Genomic DNA, 15,348 nt, shown 5'->3' with positions numbered 1-15,348 from the left:
GCACCAGGACGGGGGTCACGGGGCGGGGAGCGGGCGGCCCGGACGCTCGGCGGGTTCCGCGTCCGGTCGCGGCGCGGGGAGGGGCTGGCCCTCGGGCAGCCACCAGGGGGCGTGGATGGCTCCGGCCCGCGCCCACTCGAAGGCGAACATCCGCGCGTACTCGCTGACCGCGCCGGGGTCGCTGGTGGCGAGGGTGTATTCGCCCAGGCCCAGCCGCCCGAAGGAGGAATGGTGAAGGTTCTGGCTGCCGACGGTGAGCATCCGGCCGTCGATCAGCGCCGCCTTGGTGTGCAGGCCGCCCGCCGTGCCGTACCAGCGGGCCTGGACGTGGTCGGCCAGCCCCAGCGGGGCCAGTTCGGCGCGCAGACCGCGCAGGAAGGCCAGCGTCTCGGCCTGAAGCAGCGGGTCGTAGTCGAGCAGCAGCCGCAGCGTGACGCCCCGTTCGCGGATGGCCTGCGCTGCGGCCTGCCACACCGGGAGTTGCAGGGCGGGCGGACAGCCGTTCTCCTCGAAGAGGGCGCCGATGCAGCCCAGGGTGCCGCTGACCTGCGACTGCATCACGTCGATGCTGCTGTGGGCCGCCCCGAAGAGGGCCACCACGGTTTCGTCCGCGCCGGTGTACCCGTTGCGGCGGTAGAGGGGGTACACGCGCGCCTGCCCGGCGGCGGGGGCGGGCGCCGTCCAGACGGGCGGCAGGGGCGAGGTGGGGCGGCTGAAGGTGCAGTCCCGCCGCAGGGTGTCCGGTGTCGGCTCGGTCCGGCAGGTCAGCAAGTGACTGAGCGCCCACCCGTCCTGAAAGGCTGCGACCGCGTTCCGGGCGACCGGGCCGCGCACCCGCAGCGCCAGGTCCGTCAGGTCCAGGCCGTGCCCGCCGGGAGCGTCCGCTGGCAGGTGATAGAAGCTGATATTGAAACCCCCCGCCAGCACTGTCTCGCCGTCCTGCACCACGAGTTTGACGTGGCTGTGCGGCAGGCTGTAGGCGTAGTTGGCAATCTCCAGCCGCCAGCCGGGCACCGTGTCGCCGGTCAGGGGCACGCCCGCCGCCAGCAGGTGCCGGGCCGCGCTGTAGGCGCTGGCCGACGGATCGAGCAGCGCGTCGAGCCGGATCGAATTGCCCAGCATCACCCGCACGGTCAGGCCGTCCGGATGGCGTTCGGGGTGCTCGGCCACGTCCCGCCGCAGGGCCGCGATGGCCCGCGCGACCTCTGCGCCGGGGGCGTCCGGGCCGTCGTCCCAGATCATGTTGGCGATCAGCAGTTCGCGTCGCGTCCCGCGCAGTTGCGTCTCCAGCAGGTCGAAGCCGCCGTGCGGGGTGCGCGGCTGCGTGCTGTAGGCCGGGTCCGCCTGCGGAAAGTGCAGCAGGCCCTCGAAGCGGTTCCCGCAGCTCAGGGCCGCGCCCTCCCCCAGCGTGCGGTCATACAGCAGGCGGTCGAGGGGCGCTTCGGGCGGCGGACAGGTGTTCAGCCCCAGCCCGCCCAGCGCCGCGCGGTCGGGCGGCGGCAGCATGTTGCCCACCACCTCCAGCCCGGCCGGAAAGACCGGCCCGCGGGCGTGCGCGTCCGGCCACGGCCCGGCCAGCAACGCCAGGAAGGCGAGCGCCCAGGCGGCCAGACGGGTGGAGGGAACCGCACGCATCCTGGGCAGAGTATGCCCCGTCCAGCCGTTCCGGCGGAAACGCGGACCGCTCCCCATGACTGGGACTGGTAGCCTGCGGCATGAAGCTCATCAGCGTGAACATCGGCCAGCCCACCGCTGTCCAGATCGGCCAGCGCATGGCGGTGACGGGGATTTGCAAGCATCCAGTGCCCGGCCGGGTCAGGGTCACGGCGCAGGGGCTGGACGGGGATCACGTGCTGGACCGCAAGCATCACGGCGGTCCCGATCAGGCCGTCTACATCTACACCCGTGAGGACTACGACCACTGGGCCGAGGCCCTCGGCGCGGCGCTCGAACCCGGCACCTTCGGGGAGAATCTGCTGATCGGCGGGCTGGAGTCGGCCGGTGTGCAGGTGGGCGAACGCTTCCGGGTGGGGAGCGTGCTGCTGGAGGTCACGGCCCCGCGTATTCCCTGCGGCACCCTGGGCGCACGCATGGCGGACGCAGGCTTCGTGAAGCGGTTCGCGCGGGCACGCCGCCCCGGCTTCTATACCCGGGTACTGGAAGGGGGCGACCTGGGCCGGGGGGACGAGGTCACGCGCGCCCCCGCACCGGCAGAGGCCCCGACCATCGCGGAGCTCTTTGACCTGTGGTACGAGGACACGCCTTCCCGCGCGACGCTGGAACGGTATCTGCACTCCCCGCTGGCCGTCCGGCTCCGCCGCAACCTGGAGGAACGGCTGGCGGACGCCCGTTCCAGCTAGCAGCCGCAGCGGTTCAGCCCCGGCTCGCGGCCAGCGCCGCGTCCAGTCCAGCCTGGTACACGGCCACCGCCTCCTCGCCCAGCAGGTCACGGATGAGGTCTTGCAGGGCCTGCCGGTTCTCGCGCGCGGTGGCGGAACGGTAGATGTGCAGGCGGTCCAGGCACATGAATTCCTTCAGCATGCCGACTTTTTCTTCCGGTGTTGCCCGCGCGTAGTAGCCGAAGCTCCGGAGGTAGCGGGCGAAGGCGTCCAGGTAGATGCGGCTCGCCAGGTCACGCGGGAGGGCGTCCAGCGCCACGTTGATGAAGTTCATCAGCCCGCCGTTGCCGTGCGGTTCCCAGTGCAGGGACGCGGGGACGAGCAGGGGGAGAATCTCGATCACCTCGTCCCTGTTCAGCTCGCTGAACCATTCGGGGCGCAGCAGCTTGAAGTACGAGTTCTTGATCTCCAGTTTCAGCTCTTCCAGCCGGTCGGTGCCCGAAAGCCGGTAAATGAGCGCCCCTTCCCGGTAACGGGACGCCTTCAGCAGAAGCTTGCGGCATCTGGCCGGTTCGAGGCCGGACGCCAGCACGCTCTCCTCGAAGTCCCGCCACAGGGCATGCAAGCTTTCCAGCTCAGAGATTCCGCCGTCTCGCTCCATGCCCTGAATGATAGAGAACCCGGCCGTGCCCCGTTCAGACCCTCAGCCGGTCGCTGTATTCCTTGCGGAATTTCGCCACCTTCGGGGCGATCACGGCCATGCAGTAGGGCTGACGCGGGTTGTTGGCGTAAAAGTCCTGGTGGTAGTCCTCGGCCCCGTAGAACTCGCTGGCGGGTTCAATCGTGGTCACGATGGGCCGGTCAAAGATGTTTTGCCGGGTGAGTTCGTCGATCACCTCGCGCGTCTCGCGCTCCTGCTCGGCATTCAGCGGAAAGACGGCGCTGCGGTACTGGGTGCCCACGTCGGCCCCCTGGCGGTTGAGGCTGGTGGGGTCGTGCGTGGCGAAAAAGAGCCTCAGCAGGTCCTTGAAGCTGACCTGCAAGGGATCGAAGGTCACGCGCACCGCCTCGGCGTGTCCGGTCTGACCGCCACACACCGTCCGGTAGTCGGGGTTCGGCACGTGCCCGCCGATGTACCCGCTCTCCACCTTCGTCACGCCGCGCACGTCCTTCATGACGGCCTCGGTGCACCAGAAGCACCCCCCCGCGAAGATTGCCTGCTGCGTCTGTCCGCCCGTCTGTGATGAGGTCATAGGGGATTGTGGCTTTTTTAGCGTGTAGCTTGTGGCATGTGGCGTGTGGAGGGCTTAAGCCAATGCAAAAGCTTCTCTACAAGCCACAAGCCACAAGCCACGTGCCACAAGCCTCACTGCGTCAGCAGCCGCGCCGCCACCAGCACCACGATCAGCCCGTACATCACCTTCACGAAGCCGCTGCCGCGCAGCATCGCCATCCGGGCACCCAGCGTGGCGCCGAGAGCGTTGGCGGCCCCCATCGGCAGGCCGATCCACCAGACCATCTGCCCGCCGATCAGGAAGAACAGGAACGCGCCCAGGTTGGTGGCGAAGTTGATGGTGCGGGCGTTGCCGCTGGAGCGGACGAGGTTGAAGCCCACCAGCGTGAACAGGAACATCAGAAAGGTGCCGGTGCCGGGGCCGAGAAAGCCGTCGTACACGCCGATGATCAGGGCGCCGGGCAGCGTGAGGGCCAGCGTCCGGGGCGTCAGACCGGGATAGCGGTCCTCCAGGCCGAAGCGTTTGTTGACCAGCACCAGCACGCCCACGCCGAGAATCACCACGCCGACCAGCGTGCGGAAGGCATTCGGGTTCACGAAATGGACCAGGTAGGCGCCCAGCGCACTGCCAACCAGCGCCAGCGGAATCAGCCGCAGCACCAGCGCCTTCTCCACATGCCCCTTGCGCCAGTATTGAAAGGTCGCGCTGCCCGACCCGAAGATGGCGAGCAGCTTGTTGGTGGCGACCGCCTGCGCGGGCGAGAGGCCCATGAAAAACAGCGTCGGGAGCGTGATGGTGCCCCCGCCACCCGCCACCGCGTCGATGAATCCGGCGAGAAAGGCGAGGGGGAGGCCGTAGAGCAGGACTTCGGGCTGGGGCACGAAGGGGACTGTATCAGCCGGAGCAGCGTTCCAGCAGGTTCAGGTCGCGCTGGCCGTTCGCGTGTTGCGTGACCCGATACAGTTCGCTCTTTGACCACGAGAAGCCGGATTTGGCGAGGCTGCGCCATTCCAGCCCCTCGCCCAACCTCGGCGTGTCGAACTCGCCCATACCAGGTAAACCGACATTCGAGTACCGGATGCCTGATGTAAAAGACAGATATCCCAGCCAGCCACTCACCTTCCCCCGGTACAGCAACCGGACGGACTGCGTATTCGGGGAGAAGAACAGGATGCTGCGTCCGCTCTGGCAATGGAGCGTGACGGTATCGCTGTACGGCACACCGAGCGGCGAGAGGCGCGGCCCACCATCCGCCAGGGCAGAGGCAGGCAGCAGCGCAGCCAGAAGGCAACGCCCTTTCCGCATGGTCAGGATAAGGCCCTCTGCCCTTTGCCTCACTCCTGATCCTTCCCCAGCTCCGCTCCCCGGCGCGTGGCCGCCACGACCGCCCGCATCAGCGCGCCGCGCACGCCCGCCGCTTCCAGCACCTCCAGCCCGGCGATGGTGGTGCCGCCGGGGCTGGCGACCTCGTCCTTGAGCAGACCGGGGTGGGCACGCCCCTGGAGGAGTTCGCCGCTGGAGACGAGGAGCTTGGCGGCGAGTTCGTGCGCGAGGGCGCGGGGAAGGCCCATGCGGACGCCGCCGTCCGCGAGCGCCTCGGCAAACACGGCGGCGTAGGCGGGACCGGAAGCACTCATGCCCGTAAAGGCGTTGAACAGGTGTTCGGGGAGGTCGTACACGTCACCAACGGCGCCGAAGAGTTGCCGGGCAAACTCCAGGTCGCCTGCGCTCTCGGCCTCGCGCGGCGCGGTGATGGCCGTCTGGCTGAGGCCGATGGTGGCGGCGAGGTTGGGCATCACGCGCACAACGCGCTTGGTGCCCAGGCGGCGGGTCAGGGCTGCGGTGCTGACGCCCGCCATCGTGCTGATGTACCCGGCGTTTTCCTGCGCGAGCCAGTCGCTGATCTCGGAAAACACGCGCGGCTGGACGCTGATCAGGATGCGTTCGGCGTAGCGCAGGTCAGGCGGCGTGAGGTTCCGCGCCCCGGTGCGGGCGGCGAGTTCGGCAGCCCGGGTGCCGTTCGCGTCCAGCAGGCCGATCTCGCCTGCGGGCATCACGCCGCGCGAGGTGACGCCCTCCAGCAGGGCAAGGCCGAGTTTCCCGACGCCGACGATGGCGAGTCTCATGCGGGGAGTATAGGGGGACGCCCCCTGTCCTTCCGGGCAGGTGGGCCATACGACGAAGATTCCTGTGTGTTCAGGATGTATTCAGGAAACGTCCCGGCTCAGCGCCCGGTACGTCGCTGCCGCCGCAAGCCCGCCCGCCAGATACCACGTCACTGTCAGAAGCTGGGTCAGCGGCGGCTGTTCCCCCGGCTGGCGCCCCAGCCCGAGCGGTCGCGGCAGGAATACGGCGCCCAGTCCCGCCGCCAGGCCGAGGGAGGCCCCTCGGCGCGTCGCGTTCGCCGGGTCGCCCACGCCCACGAGGCCGTAATAGAGCGCATTCGACACGAGGTCGCTCGCCAGCGTCCAGCGGTAGAGGTCGTCACCGTGCGGCGGTTCCACGCCAGCGGCCCGCAGCGACTGACTGAGGGCACGTTCACCGATCACGTCCAGGCGGGGAGCGTGCGGCACCAGCCGCCGGGCGCCCTCGTTCAGCAGCGTCACCGTGACTGCCCCCGCGAGGCCACCGGCAACCAGAGGCAGCCACCGCTTGAGGGGGCTGGGCCTCTGTTCCGGCCTACCGTTCCTGTCGTTCTCGTCCATCCTCCATAAGTACAACCCCGGAAGGGCTGCACGCGGTTTTCTAAAGCGAAGGGACCCGGCGCGGCTCATCATCGTGCCCCGACCCCACAGGCCCTACACTCTCCCCCATGCTCGTGTACCACCTGCCCGGCACCTTTGGCACCCGCGAAGCCGACCTCGACCTGCTGTGGACGGCAGGCGCGACCGGCCTGGAGGAGCGCGCGGGCATCATCCGCGCCTACTTCGACGCCCGCACCGACCTGCCCCCCCAGGTTTCGGACGGCGACTGGCGCGAGGAGGCCGACCAGGACTGGCTGGCCGAGTTCAAACGGACGCTGCGCCCCGTGCGGGCAGGCCGCGTGACCATCGTGCCGCCGTGGCTGCGGGAGGAGGTGGAGGCTGGACAACTCCCGCTGGTGATCGAGCCGGGCATGGCCTTCGGGACGGGGCACCACGCGACGACGCGGCTGGCGGTGGAGGCGCTCTCGGACCTGAACCTCGCCACGCTCGGCCCGGAAGGAACGGGGGCGCGGGTGCTGGACGTGGGGACCGGGAGCGGCGTGCTGGCGATTGCGGCGGCGCTGCTGGGCGCGCGCTTCGCCTTCGGAGTGGACATCGACCCGATCACCATTCCGATTGCACGGGAAAACGCGGAAGTGAACGGCGTCCCGGCCGGGCGCGTGCGCTTCGAGGAGGGGACGCTGGGCGAGGATGCCCTCACCTTCCCCGAAGAAGACGTGGACGCCTACGACGTGCTGGTGGCGAACCTCTACGCGGAACTCCACGACCTGCTGGCCGGGGACTACGCCGCGCATCTCGTGCCGGGCGGTCCGCTGGTGCTGACCGGCATCCTGACCGTCAAGCTCCCGCTGGTGCGCGCGGCGCTGGAACGCGAGGGCTTCGGGGACGTGCAGGAAACGCTCGACGACGAGTGGGCGCTGGTGACGGCCCGCGCGCCGCTCTCGTGAGGCGGTCCTGATGGCGCCCCACCGCGTCCGGGTGGATGCCCTGGCCCCGCAAATGACGCTCGGCCCACGTGAGACCCGGCATCTGCACGTGCTGCGGCTGCGCGAAGGGGACGAGGTGCGCGTGTTCGACGGTCAGGGCACGGAGGCCGCCGCGACGCTCACGCGGCTGGAAGAAGCCCACGCCGTCCTGACGCTGGGCGAACGCCTCACCGGAGTTGCCGAGACGCCGCAACCCGTCACGCTGGCGGTGGCGCTGCTCAAGGGCGACAAGCTGGCGGACGTGGTCCGGGCGGCCACCGAACTGGGCGCGGCGCGGGTGCAACTGCTCGTCACCCGGCACGCCGACGCCCGCGAGATCGGGGCGCAGAAGTTGTTGCGGCTGCGCCGCGTGGCGGAGGAGGCCAGCAAGCAGTCCCGCCGCGCCGTCACGCCGGAGGTGCTGGCCCCCGTGCCTCTGGGCGAGCTGACCTGGCAAGGCAAGCTCTTCGTCGCGCAACCCGGCGCGACCGCCCGCCTCACCGACCACCTGACCTGGGACGCACCCGTCACGGTGCTGACCGGACCGGAAGGCGGCCTCTCGGACGCAGAGGTCGCGGCCCTCACCGCCAGAGGAGCCGTTGCCGTGACCCTCGGCCCCCGCATCCTGCGCGCGGAGACGGCCCCGGTGGCGCTGCTGGGGGCATTGGTGGCAACGGGAGTGTAGGCGTGGTGGAGAGGGCGCTCCTCCTCATTCCCCCTCCCTACAATGCGCCCATGCTTCCCACCCCCATCCGCCTGCTGCTGCTGGCGTGTCTGCTCGCGCCCGCGCTGACAGGCTGCCGCTATGCCTACGTTCCCCTGATTCCAAAACCGGTGGAGGTGACGCTCCCGACGCGCGTGACGGCCGCCACCCTGGTGCGCGAGGGGGACGCACTGGTGCTGCGGGCGCGGGTGGAGGGCCGCTTCACGCCGGGTTACCTGAGTGTCGCCTGGTTCGACGGGGCGCGCGAACTGGGGCGCGACAGCGTGTACCTCGACGCGGCGCAGCGGGACGCGACCTTCCGCCTCCCGGCGCCGAATCCCGGCGCGTACCGGGCGGTCCTCGCGTTTGACGGCACGGTGCTGCGGCAGATCGAACTGTATGAGGTGCTGCCTTGACCGGGCCTCTGGAGGGCACGCCGGTGGAGGGCGTGGTGGAGTGGACGCGCGGCACCCTCGACCGCTTCGTGTGGCACGGCGGCGAGGTGGTCCCTTACCGCGCCGAACCCTGGCCCGCCCCGGTGAACTACGGCTGCCTGCCCGGCACCCTCAACCCGGCCGACGGTGCGGAGGTGGACGCCGTGTGGCTGGGCACGCCCCTCGCGGTCGGTGAGCGCGTGACCGCCGTGCCCTCAGGCCTGCTGCGCCTCGCGGACGGGGATCACAAGGTGGTGTTCGGGAATCTGGAGGAACACCACGGCGGCGATGTGCTGGCCCTGCTCGCGTGGTTCCCACCTGAACGCGGCGCGCGGCTGGAGGGGCCGCAGGAAGCGGCGGCCTGGCTCGCGTCCCTGACGGCCGGGGGCTGAGGGAGCGTCAGTGCGGGCGGGCGGCGTCCTCGCGCTTCCAGTCCTGCACGATCAGCGCCGTCTGCTCTGCCACCCAGCGCAGCGCGTCACTGTTGGGGTAGGACACGGCGCCGTGATCCTCACGGGGCGACACGTACCGCTCGATGCCCTGCAAGCTGCCGTCCACCCGCAGGTTGGGCGTGACCTCGAAGAGATAGTTGACCAGGAAGCCCCCGCTGTCGCTGACCCGCGCGGGCAGGCGCTTGCTCTGCACCTCTAGGTTGCGCGCGACGTTCGGCCACACGATGTCCTTGCCGCGCAGCGAGTGGCCCGCCACGCGGAAGAGGTTGCAGGCCTCGGCGGGCGAGGGCCGCGCCGGGTCGTCCGGCAGCTCGCTCAGCGCGTCGCCGTGGTCGCTGTGCCACGCGGCGCAGATGCCGTCGAGGTCGATCTGGAGGGCGACCGGCTGCTCCGGCGTCACGCGGGCGAGGTGGTGCAGCCAGGCGACGCCCTGCGAATGCCCCAGCAGCACCACGCGGGGCCGCGCCGCACCCGGCCAGGCGGTCTGGAGGCGGAGGTAGTCCGACAGCAACGCCGGATACCCGCGCTGGGGGGTCTGGGCCCGGCGCGACATGAAGCTCTCGCTGGCGCTGGAGGCGTACCCGGCCGCCTCCACGCGGTACCCGGCGGCGGCGATGGTGTCCGCGACCCGGTCCACGGTCCCGCGCGCCGTGAGGTAATCCCAGTTGTCACGCGGCGCGGTGCAACCGGTCCCGCAGCGCCCCGACACCGCGAAAACCACCACGTCCGGGACAGGCCCCCCGAAGTCGAGGGCAGGAGTATGGGGCTGGGGCGGCCGCGTCAGGTTGGGCGCGCACGCTCCCAGGAACAGAGACACGGCGAGCAGGGCAGCAGGGAGCGGGGCGCGCATCGGGGAGACAGTGTAGGGTCCCGGGTGGCGGATGGGATGAAGCGTGTCTCCTATTCCCCCGGGGCCCCGGTGCGCGCCCGGTACAGCTTGGCCGGACGCCCGGCCAGGCCGTACTGATGGTCGAGGGAGGCCCGGCCCACCCGCACCAGATGTTCGAGGTAGCGCCACGCCGTCACCCGCGACAGGTGGGTGCGGTCCCCGACCTCCTCGGCACTCAGGGCGTCCTCCGCCCCCTCCAGCACCTGCGCGACCCGTTCGAGGGTATGAGGGTCGATGCCGCGCGGAAGAGGTTCCGGCGTGCTCCCACTCACACCCAGCAGGCGGTCAAGGTGCGACTGGTCGAGGGTGGCGCGCGGGGTACGGCGGGCGCGGTGGCGGGCGATCACCTCCGCCAGCCGGGCGCCCGTGAAAGGCTTGATCAGGTAATCGAAGGCACCCTGCGCCAGCGCGGTCCTCACGCTCGCCTCGTCGTCGGCGGCGGTGATCAGGGCCACGTCCGTCGTGCGCCCCTGCGCGCGCCAGTGGCGCAGCAGGCCCAGGCCACTCCCGTCGGGCAGATGCACGTCGAGCAGAATCAGGTCGGGGGCGAGGGCCTGGGCCAGCGCGTCGGCCTGCGCGAGCGTGGCCGCGCTGCCGACCACGTGCACGTCGGGGTCACGTTCGAGCAGGTCGCGGTTCACGCGGGCCACGCGCAGGTCGTCCTCGACCAGCAGCACGCGCACGCGGGTCATACCTGCTCCAGTCGCGCCGCCGGGGCGGTGGTCGGCGGGGGAAGGTTCACCTGAAAGACCGTGCAGCCCTCCCGACGGGTGGAGCGCATCTCGCCGCCCAGGGCCAGCACGCGGGCATGGACCCCCGCCAGACCGTAGCCTCGCCCCTCGCCCTTGCTGCTCGCGCCGCGTGTGAAGAGCCGGGCGGCGACCTCGGGGGGCACGCCGGGGCCGCTGTCCTCCACCTCGATCTGCGCCCCCTCGGGGTCCTCACCGATCAGGACGGTGACGGTGCCGGGCTGGCCGTTCAGCGCCTCGAAGGCGTTCTCGGTGAGGTTGCCGACCGCCGTCACCAGCGTATCCGCGTGCCGCTCCCAGGCGGGCGAGAGGCTGCTCTCGGGGGCGACCTGAAAGTCGATGCCCAGTTCCTGTGCCCGCTCGCGTTTTCCGGCCAGCAGCGCGACCAGTCGGGGCACCTGCACGTCGCGCAGCAGTTGGCGGAACTGCGCGCCCTGTTCGATCTCGGCGTCCAGCACGCGCAGCGCCTCGTCGGGGCGGCCCAGTTGCAGCAGGCCGGAGAGGACGTGCAGGCGGTTCTGATACTCGTGCGTCTGCGCCCGCAGCACGTCCACGAAGCCGCGCGCGTGCGTGAGTTCGTCGGCCAGGGCCAGCGCCTCGGCCCGGTCGCGGAAGCTGGCGACGAAGCCGCCGCTGAGGGGCTCCACGTTCGCCAGCACCGGCTGGCCGCGCAAGGTGAGTTCCACGTTCTGCTGCCGCACCGGCCCGGTGGCCGAGAGGTGCCCGGCGAGTTCCGGCCAGGCGGCGGCCAGCGGGGACGGGGGGGCCACCGGGGGCAGCATCTCGGCGGCGCGGTCGCTGACGAGCGTCATCCGGCCGCCCGCGTCCACCGCGATCACCCCCTCGCGGAGCGCGGCCAGGACCGCCCGGTGCTGCCCCACCAGCGCCGCGATCTGCTCGGGTTCGAGGTTCAGGATCTCGGCGCGCAGGCGGCGGGCGGCCCACACCGCGCCCACCGTGCCCAGCGCCAGGGCCAGCAGGAACCAGGGGGCCAGACTCAGCAGGGCCTGCGCCACCAGATGCCACACCTGCGGCATCAGGTAGCCGGTGCTGACCACGCCAACCACCTGCCCGCCCTGCCAGATGGGCACCTTGCCGCGCACGCTGACGCCCAGGCTGCCGCGCGCGACACTCACGACCTCATGCCCCGCGAACGGCTCCACGTTGTCGCCGCCCTCCATCGGTTGTCCCAGCCGCTCGGGCACCGGGTGGGCCAGCCGGATGCCCTGGCGGTTGCCCACCACGATGAAATCCGCCTCCGCCTCGTCGCGCAGGGCGTTGATCTGGGCGTTCAGCGCCGGATTCTGCATGCCCGCCGCCGCCGCCGCCACCACATTCGGGAGCCGCGCCACCAGGCGGCTGGCAGTGATGGCCCGCTCGCCCAGCCGTTCGCGCGCCTGCCCGTAGAGGGACGCGGTCTGCACCGCCACCAGCACCAGCGTCATCGCGCAGAGCACCAGCAGATGCAGGCGCACGAGGCGGCCCTGCAACCCCGGTCTGGCGTGTCGCGGTTCTCGGCGGGCAGAAAGCAGCATAGGCGTCCTGTCCCATTCTAGAGGCTGGCCGGGGCCCCGCCGGACTTGCGTACATTGCGTTCGGCGCCGTAAATAATGCTCACGAAAAAGTACGTGCGGCACGCAGAAAACCGCTTGTCTGACCGGGGCGCCGGGGAGTAAGGTGAGGCCGATCTCACAGCCCAGACCCGCGTGGCCGACCCCGGCCCGCCCCCCGGAGGAATTCATGAAAAAAGTGCTGTCCCTGGCCCTGCTCAGCCTCTTCACGCCCCTCGCCGCCGCGCAGGGCATCAACAATCTGCGGATCATGGCGCCCGCCAGCCCCGGCGGCGGCTGGGACCAGACCAGCCGCGCGATCCAGACGGTGCTCCAGGACCAGAACATCGTCAAGCCGGTGCAGGTGTTCAACGTGCCCGGCGCGGGCGGCACCATCGGCCTCGCGCAGCTCTACAACAGCAAGGGCGACGGCAACCTCTTGATGACGATGGGCCTGGTGATGGTCGGCGCGATCCAGACCAACAACAGCAAGGTGGACCTCAGCCGCGTCACGCCCATCGCCCGCCTGACCGGCGAGTACGAGGTGCTGGTGGTGCCCGCCTCCAGCCCCTACAAGACGATGCAGGACCTGGCCGCCGCCTGGAAGGCCAATCCCGGCGGGGTCGCCATCGCGGGGGGCAGCGCGGGCGGCACGGACCACATGCTGGTCGGCCTGCTCGCCAAGGAAGCGGGCGTGGACCCCCGGAAGATGAACTACGTGCCCTTCAGCGGCGGCGGCGAGACGCTGGCGGCGGTGCTGGGCAACCAGGTCGCGGCGGGCGTGGCCGGGTACGGCGAGTTCGAGGCGCAGATCAAGGCCGGGAAGCTGCGCGCCCTGGGCATCAGCGCGCCCAAGCGCCAGGCCGGGATTCCGGTGCCCACCTTCAAGGAGCAGGGCCTGAACGTGGACCTCGCCAACTGGCGCGGCATCGTGGCCCCTCCCGGCATCAGCGCCTCCGAAAAGGCCGCGCTGGTCGCCGCCCTGGACAAGATGCACGCCAGCAAGGAATGGAAGGACATGCTGGCGACCCGCAACTGGACCGACCTGTACCTCAGCGGCAGCAAGTTCGACGTGTACCTGAAGCTGGAGGCCAACCGTACCCGGAACATCCTGAAGGACATCGGCCTGGTCAAGTAAGCGCGTCGCGGCGGGGCGGCCCACATGGCCCGCCCCGCCCGCTTTTTCCCGTGTACCTGACGCCTGTCTGAAGGCGTGCCGTTCCTGAGGAGTGTTTATGTCAGATGTTCCCTCTCTCCCGCCCCGGGTCGCGCCCCCGGCCGCCCGGCGCGGTATCAGCGTGCCGGACCTGCTGGTCGCCCTGGGGGTCACGCTGCTCGGGGTGCTGCTGCTCGTGGGCAGCTTCCAGATTCCCTTCGGCATCAACGCGGTGATCGGCCCGCGCGTCTTTCCCCTGATCGTCAGTGTCGGGACGACGGTGATGGGCGTGCTGCTCACCGTGAACGCCCTGCGCGGCGACCGCGCCGAACCCGCCGCCGAGGAGGACACCGACCCGGACGCACCGGTGAATCTGGGGGCCGCCGGGATCATCCTGGGCGGTTTCCTGCTGGGCGCGGTGCTGCTGCCCACGCTGGGCTTCGTGCTGGGGACCGCCATCATGTATTTCAGCGTGGCGTTCGCCTTCGGGGAACGGCGCTGGGGACTGATGGTGTTCGTCTCGCTGGTCGTGGCCCTGGTCACCTACCTTGTCTTCACACACGGGCTGGGCCTGACGCTGCCGCCCGGCGTGCTGAAAGGGGTGCTGTAGATGGACGCGCTGCATTCCCTCTTCGCGGGCTTTGAAACCGCCCTCACGCCCCTGAACCTGCTGTGGGCCTTGATCGGCGTCACGCTCGGCACGCTGGTGGGCGTGCTGCCCGGAATCGGCCCGGCGCTGACGGTGGCGCTGCTGCTGCCGGTCACGGCCAAGCTCCCGCCCGTCAGCGCCTTCATCATGTTCGCGGGCATCTATTACGGCGGGATGTTCGGCGGCTCGACTACCTCGATCCTGCTGAACACGCCCGGCGAATCGAGTTCGATCATCACCGCGCTGGAGGGCAACAAGATGGCCCGCCGGGGCCGCGCCGCCGCCGCGCTCGCCACCGCCGCCATCGGTTCCTTCGTGGCAGGCACCATCGGGACCGCGCTGCTGACCTTCGCCGCCCCCGCCATCGCGGAGATCGCGGTGCAGATTCCGCCCAGCGCCAAGTTCGCCCTGATCATGCTGGCCTTCGTGACCATCAGCGCGACCTTCGGCGGCAGTCCGCTGCGGGGCCTGACCAGCCTGTTCCTGGGTCTGGCCGTCGGGCTGATCGGTACGGACCTCCAGAGCGGCCAGGCCCGCTTCACGCTGGGCTTCCCGGAACTGCTCGACGGCATCGACTTCATCACGGTGGTGATCGGCCTCTTCGCCATCGGGGAGACGCTGTACGTCGCCAGCCGCCTGCGGAGGGACAAGGGCAGCGTGATCAAGCTGGAGGGGGGTGCCAGCATGAGCCGCGAGGACTGGCGCCGGAGCTGGAAACCCTGGCTGCGCGGCACCGCCCTGGGCTTTCCCTTCGGCGCGATTCCGGCAGGCGGCGCGGAGATTCCCACCTTCCTGAGCTACACGCTGGAAAAGCGCCTGACCAGGCGTCCCGAGGAGTTCGGCAAGGGCGCCATCGAGGGCGTCGCCGGTCCCGAGGCGGCCAACAACGCCGCCGCCGCCGGGGTGCTGGTGCCGCTGCTCACGCTGGGCCTGCCGACCAGCGCGACCGCCGCGATCCTGCTGGCCGCCTTCCAGCAGTACGGCCTGCAACCGGGGCCGCTGCTGTTCGTGACGAACGGCGACCTCGTCTGGGGCCTGATCGCTTCTCTGTACATCGGCAACGTGATGCTGCTGGCGCTGAACCTGCCGCTGGCGCCGGTCTGGGCGCGGCTGCTGCTGATTCCCCGCCCCTTCCTGTACGCCGGGATTCTGGTGTTCTCGACGGTCGGCGTGTACAGCCTGAACAACAGCGTCTTCGACCTGTTCCTGCTGGCCCTCTTCGGCGTGATCGGGTACGGGATGCGCCGCTTCGACTTCCCGGTGACGCCCGCCATCATCGGCGTGATCCTGGGGCCGGTGGCCGAAGCCCAGTTCCGCACGGCCCTCCAGCAGAGCAACGGCGACTTCAGCATCTTCGCGCGGCAGCCCCTCACGGCGGGCATCCTGCTGATCGTGGCGATGGCGCTGATCCTGCCGCCCGTGCTGCGGATGCGCGCGGCGCGGAGGGCGGCCCTGCGGATGCGCCAGGAACCGGTGTAAAGACACCGGCCGAAGCCTGCCCCCTCCAAGACAGCACCCCCGG

General features: G+C 70.5%; 18 protein-coding genes. 8 read left to right on the top strand and 10 right to left on the bottom strand.

Translation table 11 applies throughout. The features are described 5' to 3' along the window. Positions 1-15: 15 nt before the first annotated feature. Complete coding sequence (locus E5F05_RS12170) at positions 16-1,635, bottom strand: phospholipase D-like domain-containing protein (RefSeq protein WP_129118899.1); 1,620 nt, start codon at positions 1,633-1,635, stop codon at positions 16-18. Between the two features lie 80 nt (positions 1,636-1,715). Between E5F05_RS12170 and E5F05_RS12165 the strand changes: the two genes are divergently transcribed. Then, positions 1,716-2,360, top strand: coding sequence for an MOSC domain-containing protein (locus E5F05_RS12165; protein ID WP_129118898.1), 645 nt, complete (start codon positions 1,716-1,718; stop codon positions 2,358-2,360). 13 nt (positions 2,361-2,373) lie between these two features. Here E5F05_RS12165 and E5F05_RS12160 read toward each other — a convergent pair whose 3' ends face one another. The 6 genes from E5F05_RS12160 to E5F05_RS12135 all read right to left on the bottom strand — a co-directional run bounded on the left by E5F05_RS12160 (position 2,374) and on the right by E5F05_RS12135 (position 6,279). After that, positions 2,374-3,000: a hypothetical protein gene (locus E5F05_RS12160; protein ID WP_241687147.1), complete on the bottom strand. Its 627-nt coding sequence runs from the start codon at positions 2,998-3,000 to the stop codon at positions 2,374-2,376. A gap of 34 nt (positions 3,001-3,034) precedes the next feature. Next, positions 3,035-3,592 (bottom strand): peptide-methionine (S)-S-oxide reductase MsrA, encoded by a 558-nt coding sequence (msrA, locus tag E5F05_RS12155; protein WP_129118897.1) that lies wholly within the window; start codon positions 3,590-3,592, stop codon positions 3,035-3,037. A gap of 113 nt (positions 3,593-3,705) precedes the next feature. After that, on the bottom strand, positions 3,706-4,455 hold the full coding sequence (locus E5F05_RS12150; RefSeq protein ID WP_129118896.1) for a TSUP family transporter: 750 nt from the start codon (positions 4,453-4,455) through the stop codon (positions 3,706-3,708). A gap of 13 nt (positions 4,456-4,468) precedes the next feature. After that, positions 4,469-4,879, bottom strand: coding sequence for a hypothetical protein (locus tag E5F05_RS12145; RefSeq protein WP_129118895.1), 411 nt, complete (start codon positions 4,877-4,879; stop codon positions 4,469-4,471). 29 nt (positions 4,880-4,908) lie between these two features. Then, the gene (gene proC, locus E5F05_RS12140) at positions 4,909-5,700 is read right to left on the bottom strand and encodes a pyrroline-5-carboxylate reductase (RefSeq protein WP_129118894.1); all 792 of its coding nucleotides are present in this window, start codon (positions 5,698-5,700) and stop codon (positions 4,909-4,911) included. Positions 5,701-5,781: 81 nt separating this feature from the next. Continuing rightward, on the bottom strand, positions 5,782-6,279 hold the full coding sequence (locus E5F05_RS12135) for a hypothetical protein (RefSeq protein ID WP_129118893.1): 498 nt from the start codon (positions 6,277-6,279) through the stop codon (positions 5,782-5,784). A gap of 107 nt (positions 6,280-6,386) precedes the next feature. Between E5F05_RS12135 and E5F05_RS12130 the strand changes: the two genes are divergently transcribed. Genes E5F05_RS12130 through E5F05_RS12115 form a run of 4 tightly spaced genes read left to right on the top strand, consistent with a single transcriptional unit; the run spans position 6,387 to position 8,773 of the window. After that, positions 6,387-7,226, top strand: coding sequence for a 50S ribosomal protein L11 methyltransferase (locus E5F05_RS12130; protein ID WP_129118892.1), 840 nt, complete (start codon positions 6,387-6,389; stop codon positions 7,224-7,226). Between the two features lie 10 nt (positions 7,227-7,236). Continuing rightward, positions 7,237-7,929, top strand: a complete 693-nt coding sequence (locus E5F05_RS12125) for a 16S rRNA (uracil(1498)-N(3))-methyltransferase (RefSeq protein ID WP_129118891.1) — start codon at positions 7,237-7,239, stop codon at positions 7,927-7,929. A gap of 50 nt (positions 7,930-7,979) precedes the next feature. Continuing rightward, positions 7,980-8,363 carry a hypothetical protein gene (locus E5F05_RS12120; RefSeq protein ID WP_129118890.1) on the top strand — a complete coding sequence of 128 codons (384 nt, stop codon included), beginning with the start codon at positions 7,980-7,982 and terminating at the stop codon, positions 8,361-8,363. After that, the gene (locus E5F05_RS12115; protein WP_221274247.1) at positions 8,360-8,773 is read left to right on the top strand and encodes an inorganic diphosphatase; all 414 of its coding nucleotides are present in this window, start codon (positions 8,360-8,362) and stop codon (positions 8,771-8,773) included. Before E5F05_RS12120 ends, E5F05_RS12115 begins: the two co-directional genes overlap by 4 nt. A 7-nt stretch (positions 8,774-8,780) precedes the next feature. On the opposite strand, the gene E5F05_RS12110 is transcribed toward E5F05_RS12115, so the two are convergent. From E5F05_RS12110 to E5F05_RS12100, 3 genes are read right to left on the bottom strand one after another with little or no spacing between them, the layout of a single operon-like run. After that, positions 8,781-9,683: a hypothetical protein gene (locus E5F05_RS12110; RefSeq protein WP_129118889.1), complete on the bottom strand. Its 903-nt coding sequence runs from the start codon at positions 9,681-9,683 to the stop codon at positions 8,781-8,783. Between the two features lie 50 nt (positions 9,684-9,733). Beyond that, positions 9,734-10,414 (bottom strand): response regulator, encoded by a 681-nt coding sequence (locus tag E5F05_RS12105; RefSeq protein ID WP_129118888.1) that lies wholly within the window; start codon positions 10,412-10,414, stop codon positions 9,734-9,736. Further along, positions 10,411-12,006, bottom strand: a complete 1,596-nt coding sequence (locus tag E5F05_RS12100; protein WP_129118887.1) for an ATP-binding protein — start codon at positions 12,004-12,006, stop codon at positions 10,411-10,413. The genes E5F05_RS12105 and E5F05_RS12100 overlap by 4 nt, the downstream gene beginning before the upstream one ends. A 205-nt stretch (positions 12,007-12,211) precedes the next feature. Here E5F05_RS12100 and E5F05_RS12095 point away from each other — a divergent pair, with 205 nt between their 5' ends. The 3 genes from E5F05_RS12095 (at position 12,212) to E5F05_RS12085 (ending at position 15,305) form a co-directional block, all read left to right on the top strand. Beyond that, on the top strand, positions 12,212-13,159 hold the full coding sequence (locus tag E5F05_RS12095) for a Bug family tripartite tricarboxylate transporter substrate binding protein (RefSeq protein WP_129118886.1): 948 nt from the start codon (positions 12,212-12,214) through the stop codon (positions 13,157-13,159). Positions 13,160-13,256: 97 nt separating this feature from the next. After that, positions 13,257-13,787 carry a tripartite tricarboxylate transporter TctB family protein gene (locus E5F05_RS12090; RefSeq protein WP_129118885.1) on the top strand — a complete coding sequence of 177 codons (531 nt, stop codon included), beginning with the start codon at positions 13,257-13,259 and terminating at the stop codon, positions 13,785-13,787. Then, positions 13,788-15,305, top strand: coding sequence for a tripartite tricarboxylate transporter permease (locus E5F05_RS12085; protein WP_129118884.1), 1,518 nt, complete (start codon positions 13,788-13,790; stop codon positions 15,303-15,305). Positions 15,306-15,348 lie beyond the last annotated feature (43 nt).

Origin of the sequence: Deinococcus metallilatus, from assembly GCF_004758605.1 — a bacterium.
Lineage (GTDB): Bacteria > Deinococcota > Deinococci > Deinococcales > Deinococcaceae > Deinococcus > Deinococcus metallilatus.
This window is presented reverse-complemented; position numbering and strand designations above follow the sequence as displayed.

Bases quoted from the DNA above. Each gene is read 5' to 3' on its own strand.
- E5F05_RS12170 (WP_129118899.1), bottom strand. From the start codon at position 1,635: ATGCGTGCGGTTCCCTCCACCCGTCTGGCCGCCTGGGCGCTCGCCTTC.
- E5F05_RS12165 (WP_129118898.1), top strand. From the start codon at position 1,716: ATGAAGCTCATCAGCGTGAACATCGGCCAGCCCACCGCTGTCCAGATC.
- E5F05_RS12160 (WP_241687147.1), bottom strand. From the start codon at position 3,000: ATGGAGCGAGACGGCGGAATCTCTGAGCTGGAAAGCTTGCATGCCCTG.
- msrA (WP_129118897.1), bottom strand. From the start codon at position 3,592: ATGACCTCATCACAGACGGGCGGACAGACGCAGCAGGCAATCTTCGCG.
- E5F05_RS12145 (WP_129118895.1), bottom strand. From the start codon at position 4,879: ATGCGGAAAGGGCGTTGCCTTCTGGCTGCGCTGCTGCCTGCCTCTGCC.
- proC (WP_129118894.1), bottom strand. From the start codon at position 5,700: ATGAGACTCGCCATCGTCGGCGTCGGGAAACTCGGCCTTGCCCTGCTG.
- E5F05_RS12135 (WP_129118893.1), bottom strand. From the start codon at position 6,279: ATGGACGAGAACGACAGGAACGGTAGGCCGGAACAGAGGCCCAGCCCC.
- E5F05_RS12130 (WP_129118892.1), top strand. From the start codon at position 6,387: ATGCTCGTGTACCACCTGCCCGGCACCTTTGGCACCCGCGAAGCCGAC.
- E5F05_RS12125 (WP_129118891.1), top strand. From the start codon at position 7,237: ATGGCGCCCCACCGCGTCCGGGTGGATGCCCTGGCCCCGCAAATGACG.
- E5F05_RS12120 (WP_129118890.1), top strand. From the start codon at position 7,980: ATGCTTCCCACCCCCATCCGCCTGCTGCTGCTGGCGTGTCTGCTCGCG.
- E5F05_RS12110 (WP_129118889.1), bottom strand. From the start codon at position 9,683: ATGCGCGCCCCGCTCCCTGCTGCCCTGCTCGCCGTGTCTCTGTTCCTG.
- E5F05_RS12105 (WP_129118888.1), bottom strand. From the start codon at position 10,414: ATGACCCGCGTGCGCGTGCTGCTGGTCGAGGACGACCTGCGCGTGGCC.
- E5F05_RS12100 (WP_129118887.1), bottom strand. From the start codon at position 12,006: ATGCTGCTTTCTGCCCGCCGAGAACCGCGACACGCCAGACCGGGGTTG.
- E5F05_RS12095 (WP_129118886.1), top strand. From the start codon at position 12,212: ATGAAAAAAGTGCTGTCCCTGGCCCTGCTCAGCCTCTTCACGCCCCTC.
- E5F05_RS12090 (WP_129118885.1), top strand. From the start codon at position 13,257: ATGTCAGATGTTCCCTCTCTCCCGCCCCGGGTCGCGCCCCCGGCCGCC.
- E5F05_RS12085 (WP_129118884.1), top strand. From the start codon at position 13,788: ATGGACGCGCTGCATTCCCTCTTCGCGGGCTTTGAAACCGCCCTCACG.